10 protein-coding genes are annotated in these 13,370 nt (G+C 40.6%); all 10 read right to left on the bottom strand.

Annotated elements, in window-relative coordinates:
• Nucleotides 1-499: 499 nt before the first annotated feature.
• Nucleotides 500-1,009, bottom strand: coding sequence for a DUF3124 domain-containing protein (locus KKA81_05750; protein MBU2650419.1), 510 nt, complete (start codon nt 1,007-1,009; stop codon nt 500-502).
• Between the two features lie 58 nt (nt 1,010-1,067).
• Nucleotides 1,068-3,752 (bottom strand): T9SS type A sorting domain-containing protein, encoded by a 2,685-nt coding sequence (locus KKA81_05745; protein MBU2650418.1) that lies wholly within the window; start codon nt 3,750-3,752, stop codon nt 1,068-1,070.
• An 82-nt stretch (nt 3,753-3,834) separates the two neighbouring features.
• Nucleotides 3,835-4,017, bottom strand: coding sequence for a hypothetical protein (locus KKA81_05740; protein ID MBU2650417.1), 183 nt, complete (start codon nt 4,015-4,017; stop codon nt 3,835-3,837).
• Nucleotides 4,018-4,048: 31 nt separating this feature from the next.
• Complete coding sequence (locus KKA81_05735) at nt 4,049-5,473, bottom strand: response regulator (protein MBU2650416.1); 1,425 nt, start codon at nt 5,471-5,473, stop codon at nt 4,049-4,051.
• Nucleotides 5,474-5,611: 138 nt separating this feature from the next.
• Entirely contained in the window at nt 5,612-6,244 is a 633-nt protein-coding gene (tmk, locus tag KKA81_05730; protein MBU2650415.1) for a dTMP kinase, read from the bottom strand.
• Nucleotides 6,245-6,587: 343 nt separating this feature from the next.
• A complete protein-coding gene (locus KKA81_05725; GenBank protein MBU2650414.1) occupies nt 6,588-7,979 on the bottom strand; it encodes a hypothetical protein in 1,392 nt (463 codons plus the stop codon).
• 315 nt (nt 7,980-8,294) lie between these two features.
• Nucleotides 8,295-10,013, bottom strand: coding sequence for a tetratricopeptide repeat protein (locus KKA81_05720; protein ID MBU2650413.1), 1,719 nt, complete (start codon nt 10,011-10,013; stop codon nt 8,295-8,297).
• A gap of 61 nt (nt 10,014-10,074) precedes the next feature.
• Entirely contained in the window at nt 10,075-10,473 is a 399-nt protein-coding gene (locus KKA81_05715) for a hypothetical protein (protein MBU2650412.1), read from the bottom strand.
• A gap of 310 nt (nt 10,474-10,783) precedes the next feature.
• Nucleotides 10,784-12,292, bottom strand: coding sequence for a DUF1566 domain-containing protein (locus KKA81_05710; protein ID MBU2650411.1), 1,509 nt, complete (start codon nt 12,290-12,292; stop codon nt 10,784-10,786).
• 2 nt (nt 12,293-12,294) lie between these two features.
• The coding region (locus KKA81_05705; GenBank protein ID MBU2650410.1) for an IS1634 family transposase at nt 12,295-13,370 on the bottom strand (1,076 nt) is incomplete at its 5' end.

Below are 13,370 nucleotides of genomic sequence, written 5' to 3'. Positions count from 1 at the left end.
TTAAGGAATGAGGTTTAATTGACAATATTACCGAATATTTCTTAGACTTTCATCTTTTAATTCATCTCGGCAGGAAGTATTTACCAATCAGCCTATTATCACATCGGTAATGTAACAGAGAGCAGGAAAACGGATTCTGGTTTCTGGATGATCGCAGATATCATAGATCTCAGATAATATCTTCGATCAAAGATTGTTTGTTCTTCGATCTTAGATCAAGAAGAGGTTTGTACAAACTCGAAAGCCTTCGAGACATCCAGACGCTGTCCTAAGAACAACCAGAACTCTTTATTGTTATGCTTTCTTGCGCTATTTCGTATTGAGTTGAATTGTTAAGATCAAGGCATTTGCTATCAAAGCAAAGTCCCGTCGTAATCGATTGTCATTGGCCAGCACTAGTAATTGTGGCTTTTAGCGGACTCAAGGATCTTATGGGGATGCCAGGATTGCTATTAGTTTAGATAGTTTAGACGGTTAAGAAAGTTTAGTTTAGTTTAGTTTATTTGATTTTAATTCCTTTCGTGCTAAACGATAACCCCTGCTGGTTAGCAGTTGAGATCATAACCGCTTCGAAATAAGGCTCATTGGAACCAGGTAATATTGCCCAATCGAAGACAAAATTGGCACCCGTACCGCCTTCCCTGTCGGTTTCGTCAATAATTATTTCCACTGTTTCCATGGGTAGCAGAAAAACAGAACGATCGAAATAGGTACGGATCAATTTCCCTTCAGTATTGTAATACGATGCCTTGTTGATGTACACCGTATCCCTGAGATTTGTATTTCTCATGCTAATCGTAACCGTCAGATCATGGGTTCTGTGCTCCGTCATGCCATATATCTGGGAGTAAACCGATAAATAAGAACTGCCTTTTAAAAGGGTATCTTCCAAAGGTATGTCCGTTATCCTTTTTTCCCAGTTTTCGGGATTGATAGAACTGATTTCATTTCGATCCACGCAGGAAACCAGAAGAAAGGTTCCAATTAAAAGAATAGAAAGGAACTTCATACTCCGCAATATTTTATTTAATAAAGCCACAAAGCAAAATTACAAAATATATCGAGGATTATTTTATAATGATTTCCCCGTTGCTATATCCCTGTTCGGTCAAAACGCTTATCCTGTAAATACCCGCAGTAAGACTCCCGATATTCATAGCAATTTCATAGCCATCTGTGTTCCCGTTCCAAACTTCACTACCCATCATATCAATGATTCTAATGTTTTTGATTGGATGAAGAGACCGGATGTTTACAAATCCGCTTGACGGATTAGGATAAACTACAATATCGTTACGGGTTTCCGACAAGGGATATTGGCGGAGGCCAACCTCCAAAGGATCAAACACGCAGATCCAATCAGGGCCGGGAACCGAACTCACAAATATATCAGCGGATTCATTGTATAGCAAATCCGCTGTTATTCCGGGCATGGGATATGCTTCACCTTCATAAAGCATATTGAAGGATGACAAGATCAAGGGATTGCCATCTTTGTCAAGCCTCACCTTCCAGGTCAGAGGTTCTCCATGATTTATGACATCCACTATTTCTCCGGTCAATGGATCCACTTTATAAAGATAATTACCGGAGTTCAGGACATAAAACATTCCGTCATAGCTATTGAATTCTCCCGAGAAACTGTAGTTTTCAATGCTGAATTCGTTCTCCACAAACGAATTAATACCATCCAGGAAAATGATGGCCGTTTCGGATTCAAAACCAAGGAGGACTACTCTTTTATTATCTCCGCTGAAAACAATATCAAAGATGCCATAATAAGGAATAGGAACCTGTGTCAACATTCCGAGGGTTTGGGCATCTACAATATTCAGTACACTACCCAGTGATGGGTGGTTGTAACCTATCAAAAGGTATTTATCGTCGGGGCTTAGAGCAACCTTTGTATAAATAGATACTTCCCCAAAAAACTGATAAAAGACTCCCCTGGTGGCAGGAATCGATGCCTGATCCAGTATGTCCATGGTATCTCCTTCTAACCCGACCTTTAAGATATTGGCAAATCCACCGGAATATTCGATAAGATAAGCCTTACGACCATCGGATGATAATAATGCCTCATCAATGTTGCCGGTTCCAAGAACGTCAACAGTTTCATATCTTTCCAGGGAAATCAGATGAATAACGGAGGCATTTGCCCCGTATGCGATCATCTGTTGGTTATTTGGTAAAGGGAGTATCCCCGACACTTTTGAAAGTTGAATGATGGTATCTACTTCTTTCATTTCCACATCGAAGACCGTAATATTAAATGAAAGCATGTTAGCGGTAATAATCTTGCTTCCATCCGGTGTCATTACCGTAGATGATGGGACATCTGCTTCGGGGGCTGCCCCGCATAAAACAGAACCACAACAAGTTACATTAGTAACATCATTGAAATCCAAACAGTATAGCATTTCATTCCCCTGGCCCATAAGATTATAATCCGGAAGATTTCCGGCAACAATCTTGTCTTCTAGCGGACTTGTAATCGCGGGGTTTTCCGTTAATACTCCGGAATATTGACTGGTATATACTTGCCCGCTTGCCATGTGAATAAACCATATAAATCTTTCCGCCGGAATAATTGCATATTCACGATCTCTAGATTGTAAAATATTCAATAATGCAGAAACCGGCACATTGGGACGTTGTAAGGTGTGGGAAGCAAAGTCAAAAATGCAACAGCCGTCACCCGCAGTAATAGCCCGCTCCCCGTTTCGGCTGATTATAATATCAGAGAAAAGCGGTATACTGTACATGGTTGTATTCGTAAGTATGGAGTCAATTACACTGTAATCCGACATATTGATGCGATACATTATCATCTTATTTTCTTCCGGAGTTGAAAACATATACAAGGTATCGCCCGTGGGAGAATAATTACATCCCATCAGATAGATGCCTTTGAATACTTTTTCAATGCTTCCCGTTTTGGCATTAAAAATGACAGGCCATCCTATGCCTGCATAACCGGAAACAAATTTCTCTCCATCGGGATCTAGGTGAAATTTTGTAAACCCATACATTTTCCTGCCTGACGGCCCTGCCATTAACCAGTGGTATATCAATGGTTCGCTTATTTCGTAAATAAGCTGATTGGAATTCAGGTCCCATGCAATGACTTTGCCATCGAAATCTTTATCGCAAGCTATATAGGCAGTCTTCCCGTCTGCCGTGATTTCAACCTGGCATGGAGTTCCGTCAACAGAAATTATATTTTCCAGATTGTAGTCATCCAGGGAGATCACCCATACTTCCTGATCTTTATGACAACACACATATGCTTTATCCGAGGTCATCCTCAGGCATATTGGCTCCCTTCCTGTGGGAATGGTCGCAAGAACCTCCAAAGTAGCTGCATCATAAACCACAAGGTTGTTACTATGTTTGTTAATAAATGCAAAACTATTTCCATCGGGCGACCAGGCTGCATCAACAGGAAAATCGACTTCCACCGGCATACCGGGTTCGTAAGGAGAGGGCAACACTTCCGGGCTATTAGACATATTTTTCAATAGCAGCCTGAAGTCGATGTGGATCGTAAGATCTTCATCTTCACTTATGAAAACAGCGTCATCCTGGGGATATGAAATAGTAAATTCACGAAAAAAATCCTCACTTTCTATTTTAAAATAAACTTCGTGAGCTATCCCGATGATTCTTTCCTCGATACTCTGGGAAAACAGAAAATTAATGCATAACATTGCTGAGATCAACAATGTCAGACATTTTAAGAATGACTTCATAATATTGAGAATTACAAATTACTGCCCAAATGACCCATTGTAAATCCTTTTAGTTGCATAGGAAACAATATATCCAATATTTTCACTTAAGCCCTTTAACGATAAGTAAAAATTCAACTTCAGCTGTAGAACTTATTGGCAGAAATGTAGGCTTGATATTGTGAAAAACGGATATTACTTCTTCATTAAGGTGGTTAATGAGTTTTTCAAGACTTTCCTGCATAGTGCCTCGTTTTACATCCAATATGCAAACCTTGTACTTCATGTATTTAATTTTACGGGAATATAGTTATAGTCTAATGGAGGTTCATATGAATGCTTAAAAGTTCATTTAGTTCAGGTTCATGAATAGGTTTGGTAATATAGCCATCGAACACACCCTGAAACTTTTTGATTTCGCTTTCCAGAGCGTAGGCAGTCTGGGCAATTATCGGGAGGCCTGGTCTTTCTTTGCGGATGATACCTGCGGCAGTATAACCATCCATGATGGGTAGTTTTATATCCATCAGGACAATATCAATGGATGAGTCGTTTCTGCATACCTCCACGGCCTCCCTTCCGTCTCCCGCATGAACTACCTTTATACCTGTATTCGCAAGCATTTCATCAAACAATAAACTATTAAAATATTCATCTTCGACTACAAGAAGTGTGAAATTTTTACCGGTAAGAAACTTTTCTGTGTGGGAGTGTGATGAAACCTCAACTGGATTATACGGAACAGAAAACCAGAAAGCGGATCCTTTTCCAGGTTCCGATTCAATTTGCATTTTACCGCTCAATATGCCAACTAATCCCCTTGCAATGGAAAGCCCCAACCCGGTTCCCCCATACGTACGGGTGCTTGAAATATCTACCTGGCGGAAATATTCAAATATCTTATCAAACATGTCTTTATCAATGCCTATTCCGCTATCGCGGACAAAGAACTCCAGCTCATTTTCCTTTTTCATATAGCCAAATTCCACATAACCCTCTATGGTGAATTTCAGAGCATTGGAGATCAAACTACTTAGAATGTGAGTAATCTTACCCCCATCGGTGCTGACCATAGCATCGTGATCGTTTAAACCCTTTTTAGCAATTAACCGAATCCTTTTACCGGCAGCTTGCTCCGAAAAAACTTCAGAAAGACCTGAAATAATGTGGTTTAAATTTACATTGGATATATTTAATCGCACCTGCCCTGTTTCAATAGAAGACATGGTAATTACATCGCTAACAATGGACAATAATTGCTGGCTGCTTTTCATAATGATCTCTGCAAACCGTTTCCTTTTGTCCATTGGCATATTATCGTCCATTAAAAGCTCAGTGAAACCGGTAATGGCATTCAGCGGAGTACGGATCTCGTGCGACAGGTTTTGCAGGAAAGCAGTTTTCAGCTTGTCGCTTTCTTCAGCTTTCTCTTTTGCCAGAACAACCTCAGTATTTATCTGTCGCAGTTGTTCATTCAATGCCTCATATCGGGCATTTTGTTCCAGGAGCTCATTTTTGGCTTTTCTTTGTTTTAGAAGTTCCTGGTAAACAAGCAAATATATAATTACACTGGTAATAACGATAAAGACAAAGCCTTTATAGGTCTGTATCCTGAGAATATAATCGGCATCCTGGGAAATCTCATTTACAATACGATCGGAAAACAGGATGTATAATAAGCCGATCACAAGGTATATTAGCCCTATGCGTAATGCCTTTGAGTTGATTTTTTCGAAACGCATATCCTGAGTATGCCTATTAATATTCAGACTGATAAATATAATAAAATCTCAATGAAATATCAAGATAATACTTCAGTGCTTACTTTGCACCGCGTGCAAAGTAAATCTTCATACACAATATCAAACAGATAGACATAACTATTGGATTTGGGTAAGGTGAAATAACACTTCACTCCATATGTCGCGGGCAATGTCATCCTGGTTTCTGTTTCCGTTGGTAACAAAAAACACTTCTTTATCTTCCAGCCGGCTCATTGCTTTAAAGTACATATCCCGTACCTTTTGCAGATTTTCCCTGGTTTCATAAAGCTCCACACTGTTTCGGCCGTTTTGAATTCTGTCCATACTGATCTCCGGAGATATATCTAAAAAGATGTGAAGGTCAGGCTTTAGCAAAGCAGCACTCAGGGAATTGGCTTCAATGACCCAGTCAAGAGGCATATGTACTCCCTGATAAGCGTAAGAAGACAAGTAGTATCGATCACAGACTACGGTATAGCCTTCCTCTAGCTTTTTCAGGAGGCCATCGGTTTTATTGAGGATATGATGGAGGCGGTCGGCCACGAACAATCCTGCAATCACCCTGTGATCGGCCTCCATGCGGTGTCCGAAAATATCCCGGATCAATGAACCTATAGGACTTCCTGTGGGCTCACAGGTAGGATACACTTTATGGCCTTTTTTCTCCAGGGCATCGCAAAGCAGCTTTAGCTGGGTACTTTTCCCGCAGCCGTCAATACCTTCAAACGCAATAAATAAACCTTTCTGCATTTTTAACCTGAATTGATCTTACCAAAAAACTTTCAAAGATACGCTTATTCGTGCACTTACAAATTTCCGAAGCATTTCAGGATAAGGTTGATGAGGTCTTCTTTGCGGAATGGTTTGGCAATGTAATCGTTGCAGCCATGATCACACAGCGGCAAACCATATACATCTCCCATCAACAATAAAGAAATTCTTTGAGTATGAAAATATTTTTCTATAACATAGAGGATTACGAATAGTCAAGATATCTGATTCAGCACAGGTGGCAGAGTTTCATTAAACTGGCAGGAAAACACTTATTGTTCCAGCATCATAACAACAAAGATGGCAGTACAAATGACTGATTTCAGAAAATGATGGCTTTGGCAGACTCCTGACCTGACGAGTGCCTCATTATAAGCAGGTACAACCCTGCAGGAAGATTCCTGCCGTCCATTCCATTTGCATCCCAGGTGAAGCTATGCCGGCCGGCACTCAGGTTTTCTGAGGCCAGACAAAGGATATGTTCACCGGTGGAATTATATACATCAAGGCTGATGATTCCTTCATTTTCAAGGAATGCGTCAATATTCGTTTTTCCCCGGAACGGATTCGGTTTAATCTGCATGTATGACTTATCATGAATGCCTTTTATATCATGCAATCCTACAACCGGGTCGCTTGAAGCCAAACGCAACCAGCCTTCAATATTATCATGATAAGAAATATACAACAAATTGTTATCGATAATAAAATCTATTGCAGGATTCCATATGTCTATATAATCAATAATTTCCGTATTCCATGCATCGTCTGAACCCCAGGCATGTTTAACCAATCCGGCATTATGAGCAAAATACACAATATGAAATACGCCTTCCTGATCAATACGGATAATATTATCCCAACCAATTTTGTTTTGTTGCGTTCCGGGATCAACCACGGAAAAAACCCATTCACCAGCGTTTTTATAAGCATACCGCAAATCGTAAAGACCTTCACCAGTATAATAAAAACTAACATGGGGCTGTTGGTTTTCATCCAGGACGAGATATGAATCCATGCTGAATGGTAGGTTATCTTCAACAATCCATTCTGTTCCGTTAAAATAGCGGTAAATAGAATAAGCCATGGAAGACAGGATGTGAGGATTATCAAGCTGATCGGTAACAATAGACCCTACGGTACCGAAGCCGCCGGGAAACACTTCAACGTTCCAGTTTCCATTATCTTTGAACGCATATCTGAGCTCTCCCTGGTCAACACCTGTATAGGCAATATGAGGCCTGTTTTGGGAATCAATGGTAAAGCGAAGCCAACTGGCACTGTTTGTCGTTGCATCTACGGTCTCATACTGCCACTCTCCGTCAAAAAACCCATAACTGATACCGTACTGGTCATTCCTGAATGCCACATGAATGTGGTTTTCAGGATCAATGGCAACACCAGGCCCGGTATTGATTCCTCCGGTTCCCACTCCTACCAGCTCTTCATCCTGCCATCCAAAACCATCCCACCAGGTGTGATGCAATTTCGATCCAAACAAACGGGGATGGTAATTAAAAATATGAGGATAGCCATCCTGATCAAAAGCCATACCGGTACCAATCACATTTCCATTGTATCCCGGCGGGATCGAATCCACATCGCTGTAATACCAATACTGGGCCTGGGTTGTAAAGCTTAACACAAATATTGTCAGGAACAACGGAGCAAGCAACAGGAAAAACTGCCTGCAAAAAGGACTGGATACTTTCATAATCTGGAAGTTTAGATAAGTTATTGTTAAAAAAAGTTGATCTATACAAATTTCGGGCTTTATGTAAGTAATATCAATTTTCAAGACTTCACAAAAATTTCACAATCCGGAATATTCTCATCACTATAGTTTCACGAACTATTTGCAACCCATCATGAAATCATTATCAATTAATCAAAAGGGGATTTTTAAATTTCACAGGAAAAAGTATACTATACCTACAAGACTATTATGAGAATAACGGTATTTGTAAAAATCCTCAGATTCATTTTATCGCCTCCGGGACATTGCTACGGAAATCAATTACGCAAAAGATTAAATTCTGGAAATAAAGGTTATCAGATTCACATCGCGGTTATTCACTATCCCCATTTTTTTCCGCAGGCGGAAGCGCGCCATTTCGATAGCACGGCTGCTTTGCCCTGAAATTGAAGATATTTCCTTAGTTGACATATTCAGTTTAAGAAAAGCACAAAGCCTTTGCTCATTAGGGGTAAGATCCGGAAATACACGGTTAAGGTTTTCGTAAAATGCGCTATGAACCTCTTTAAATCGTTTTTCAAATTCCTCCCATACCCTGGCCTGAGTAATATCCCTGAGTTCCTTGACAATATTGGTCAAGGTTGTCCTGGTCTCTTCTCTAACGGCATTCTTCTTCATCTTTAACAGCTTTTCCCGGATATCTTCAATCATTTCATTTCTGCGCATAAGGGTAACAAGGTGGGTGGTTAATTCGCGGTTTTTGAAATCAAGTTCATCTGTTAAATATTGCTGCCTGAGCCTGGAGTATTTGACAAGTATGCGATAGCGGAGCAAAATCAATAATATAAAAATAAACCCTGAAATAAGTCCAAGGATCAGGACTATGTTGGTGAGATCTTTGCGTTTGGCCCTAAAAATCCTTTCCTGTTCTTCTTTTTCCAGTTCATATAAAAATTCCTGCCGGGCCAGGCGAGTAATCAGATCCTGGCTATTGAGGCTGTCACTCAATACATACAACAAATCGAGGTATTTGTAAGCAGAATCCAGGTTACAATTATTATAAATATTACGGAGTATTTCGGCCGCTTCCAGTTGAATCGTCAGTATATCTGTTTTTTTTCCAACATCGTATGCTTTTCGGATATATTGCAAAAATTTTTCTTCATCTCCCACCGATGCGTAATAATGCCCCAGGTGAAAATATATATATGCAGAATTCCTGTTTGAGCCCAGTTTTTTATTGGCTTCCTGGGCTAACCGGATATACCGGAGAGCTGAATCGGGCTGGTTTTTTTCCCGGAAACCCTGTGTAATATTGTTAAAATTGGAAACCATTTCAGGGAAATTGCCGGTTTGAATATACATTTCGTTAGATCGCTTCAAAAGATGAATGGCTTGATCAAGCTCGCCGGTTGCACCATAGGTCACCCCCAAACTTGCCAAAGCCCTGGCCATTCCATATTGATAACTTGCCCTTTCTGCAGACTCCAGTGACTTTAAATTATAATCATTGGCCTTTTTATACTCGTGCTGCTGGAAATACAGTCCACCGATCTGATATAAAGCATTACTCTGACCGACATGATCATTGGTTTGTTCATATATCTTCAAGGCTTCAAACGCAAGTTCTGAACTCTTTGCATATGCCCCCAGTTGTCGGTAACCATTAACAAGAATGAGCAATGACCCGGCATAGTAATCCTGCCTGTCCAACCTGCCTGCAATTTCCCTCGCTTTGCTTGCATATTCAATAGAACGAGTAAGCTCGGTCTTGCTATCGTAAATCCGGGAAAGCGCAATCATCGCCTGCAAAGCACCATCCTCATAAGAAATAGCTTCCGACAGTTGAAGTGCATTGGAAGTATATTGGAAAGCATCTTCAGGAGAAGCAGACTTTATCATGTCTGCAAGTTCCAGCAGCAAATCAACCTTTTCAGGGCCATTGCCAACCAAAATAACCGCATTTTTTAAAGAATCAACCCGTGACAGATCCTGACCCGCCATTAATATGACATTCCCGGTAAAGATCAATAAAAGAATGTATTTGTGCATAAGATCAAATATAAAAAATCTGATCAAACCACACTCAACAGATCCTGTGAAAGTTATTCAATCATATTTTGGCAGCAATTCCATATCCTGCCCAAGCCATAGGCAAATAAGCTGCAATAAGATCCAATGCATTAAACCATAACGGTGCATTCAACTGAAGCACATTGATTATCCCTCCAGCCAAAAATAGCAAACCAACTATCATTGCCATCAGCAACCTGTGGTCTTTTGATATCAGCGTGGCAATAAAAGCTCCAACAAGTGTTCCCAATGCATGGGCCAGGAATGGCATGATAAAATGCTTTGGCTCAAACAACCGGATCCCTTCCTGAAGATTAGTCATATCAACACCTTCAGGTAAAGGAATAATATGGCCGCTAAGCATGACAATGGCCATATTCACAATGCTGCCCAGAACAAGGCCGGCAAGGATAGAAAGAATGTAACGCAAAACCTTCATACAATTAACAATGAACAATGAATAATGAACAATAGCCTGCCCCGAGCTTAGTCGAGGGGAGCTAAGTCGAGGGGAATAATGAACAATTGCCTTAGCGGATAGGGACCCAGAGGCATTTTGTTTACAAATATAAATTTAAATAAATATAAAATACACAATTTGCATCATAATGACATACTCCCAGCTCCCAGCTCCCAGCTCCCAGCTCCCTGCTCCCTGCTCCCTGCTCCCTGCTCCCTGCAACCTGCAACCTGCAACCTGCAATCTTTCACTTTCTGATAATCACACCAACAAGCAAAATACATTTCGCTTACCTGGCAACAATCACTTTCACTGTTTGCATTAAGGTTTCTGTCATGGCTGTTATTGAATAGATCCCGTTTTGGGGAAGAGTCAGATCCAGAGTTATCAGGCCATGGGGGTTATACATCAGGACAGGCTGTCCGGTAATTGTTGTGATCTCGATTTTATCCGTATCATTGGGGATCATCACTTTAAAATTACCGTCGTTAGGATTGGGATAAATTTTCATACCAGTCTTTTCTGTTTTCTCTATTGTTCCTGAAGAAGCTATATCTCTAACCAGTCTCACATAATGTTTTATTCTCACCACATCCCCCTGGGGGCCGAAGCCGTATGGATAGCCGCCAGGGTCGCCGGTTTTAAAATCACAGCGCTGAGCGCCGGCGCCATGTACATCCATCAATGTATAATTGCCCGACATGGGAGGTTCTTCCATCCATCCCAGGGCTTCTCCAAAACAGACATAAACTGCCTGTTCTCCCGGTGTGGATGAAACAGAAGCATGAGTAGTAGATGTCCAGCAGAAAGGGAAATTGAGGTTCCCCCCTTCATCGGTAATCTGGGAACAATTAAAAAGCGGATCAATTGCAGATGAAGAAGTTGTTGCTGGGCTGCGGGTATAATCCACAATACTCTGAAGTTCTTTTGCATCGGGTAAGCGCCAGTCCGTATATCCTGCAAATACTGATGTTTCGGCATGCTCCAAAGCTTCCTCCCAGGAAAGAGGCTCCCCGTTGTCATCCTGTGTCCACATCAAACCTGTGGAATTATCGCTTATGGTTCCATTCCCATTATTGCTGAATGAATTTACGCCATAGTTCTGTCCACCTCTAACGCACTTTACATAGAACAGTTTATCCCCCACCCCGGGCATCGTTAATGGGTATCCCTTAATCCTCCCATCGGCAAAATTAACACCAAACATGGTCTCCATACCCCCCATGGAGGTTGATACATAAAGAGTCAAGCTTGCATACTGGGCATCGATGAGTCTTTCACCGGCACTCTCGTCGCCATATCCGAACTCAAACACTTCATCATCGATAAAAGGTACAAAAACCGTAGGATTTGGACCACTGATATCGAGACCGCTAAATAGAATGAGAGAGTATAATTCCTTGATCGTCGGCAACCTCCAGTCGGTATATCCCGCCAAAGCCAGCGTATCAGCATAAATAAGGGAACTCTGATAGCTGAATTTATCAGCCACATTTATCGTTCCATCGCCGTTCAAATCGGCAGACTGCTGCCACATGAGTCCTGTGACATTATCCGTGACTGTTCCGTCCCCATGATCCGTGTAAGAAGGTATGTTTCCCGGATACATGGCATCCTGTCCGTAAAAAGCCTGACTCGTTGAAGGGGCTAAGATTTCTGCGGAATTATCATAGAAAATTGTCTGGTTTGTGCCGACGATTTCGTAGGACTGTGACAGAGCGGAATGATTTGCAAAAGCATAAAAAATCAGCAAAATAATAGAGAAGAAAGCCTCCTGTTTTCCGGATAGGACACCCATTTTCAAAACTGGCTGTTAATTATATTCATTATTTGTTCTTGGGTTGGGTTGTTTTTTAGTAAAACCTTTTGATTTTTGCCGTTTGCGTATTGGAAAATAACCTCATACATTTTGTTGATTTGCTTTACAGCTTGATTGACAGATATGTTTGTTTGATTTTCAGCTAAAACCCTCTCAAGTTCTTTGAATAAAAGGTATGAAACAAACGATATGCAAATATGAGCCTCTATTCGCTCTCTTATTCGATGATATATAGGTCTGATTTTCAAATCAGTTTTTGATATTCGAAAGGCTCTTTCGATAAGCCATAGGTTTTGATAATTTTCAATCACCTCTTTTCCTGTGAAAGTTGTATTGGTAATATACCCTTTCAATCCGTCCCACTTTTGATCATCTTCAAACTTTTGATAATCAATTTCTATGTTTATTGTTCCTTCAAGCCGCAGATATTTATTATAACCCCTGTTGTTAATGTTGCTCTTTGTGAGGCGGCCCGCTTTGAGGTTTTTTTCCAGGCGTTTTAGGCCTTTTTCCCGGTTATATGCATCTTTCTTTGCCCTTTTCTGAGAATAGCTGACAAATAGGGTAGTATTGTCAGGTCTGAGTAATTTTTTAATTTGTCCATCGGTTAAACTGAGTTGATGAATTTGCTTTTTTACTTTTGTTGACTCATTTTTAATTCTGGCCCCAAGAATGAAGCTATATCCATTTTCTTTCAGGTCGGTAATATTATCTGATGACAACAATCCTGCATCTGCAACCACAATGGGTTTGTTAAGATCAAATCGTTTCTCAAATCGCTCCAAAACAGGGATGAGCGTGTGCCCCTCATAAATACTCCCTTCATAAATATCATAACCAATGGGGTAACCATTTTTGCCAACCAGTAATCCAAGATAAATCTGAGGATGTTGATGTTTGCCTTCTTTTGAAAAACCAGTTACTCTGAACTCATCCGCATGATCACTTTCAAAATAAATTGTGGTCATATCATAAAATATAACACCGATTTTTCCACCCAATATGCCTTTTGTGTATTGAAAACTAATCTCTTCCGTTTGATTTTTATATCTGGTAT

Source organism: Bacteroidota bacterium, assembly GCA_018831055.1.
Classification (GTDB): domain Bacteria; phylum Bacteroidota; class Bacteroidia; order Bacteroidales; family B18-G4; genus M55B132.
Note: the sequence above shows the minus strand (reverse complement) of the source record. Positions and strands in the feature narration are given on the sequence as shown.

What these genes read in the sequence shown, in the direction of transcription:
- KKA81_05725 (MBU2650414.1), bottom strand. Translation starts at nt 7,979, where the DNA reads ATGAAAGTATCCAGTCCTTTTTGCAGGCAGTTTTTCCTGTTGCTTGCT.
- KKA81_05720 (MBU2650413.1), bottom strand. Translation starts at nt 10,013, where the DNA reads ATGCACAAATACATTCTTTTATTGATCTTTACCGGGAATGTCATATTA.
- KKA81_05750 (MBU2650419.1), bottom strand. Translation starts at nt 1,009, where the DNA reads ATGAAGTTCCTTTCTATTCTTTTAATTGGAACCTTTCTTCTGGTTTCC.
- KKA81_05735 (MBU2650416.1), bottom strand. Translation starts at nt 5,473, where the DNA reads ATGCGTTTCGAAAAAATCAACTCAAAGGCATTACGCATAGGGCTAATA.
- KKA81_05745 (MBU2650418.1), bottom strand. Translation starts at nt 3,752, where the DNA reads ATGAAGTCATTCTTAAAATGTCTGACATTGTTGATCTCAGCAATGTTA.
- KKA81_05710 (MBU2650411.1), bottom strand. Translation starts at nt 12,292, where the DNA reads ATGGGTGTCCTATCCGGAAAACAGGAGGCTTTCTTCTCTATTATTTTG.
- KKA81_05740 (MBU2650417.1), bottom strand. Translation starts at nt 4,017, where the DNA reads ATGAAGTACAAGGTTTGCATATTGGATGTAAAACGAGGCACTATGCAG.
- KKA81_05715 (MBU2650412.1), bottom strand. Translation starts at nt 10,473, where the DNA reads ATGAAGGTTTTGCGTTACATTCTTTCTATCCTTGCCGGCCTTGTTCTG.
- tmk (MBU2650415.1), bottom strand. Translation starts at nt 6,244, where the DNA reads ATGCAGAAAGGTTTATTTATTGCGTTTGAAGGTATTGACGGCTGCGGG.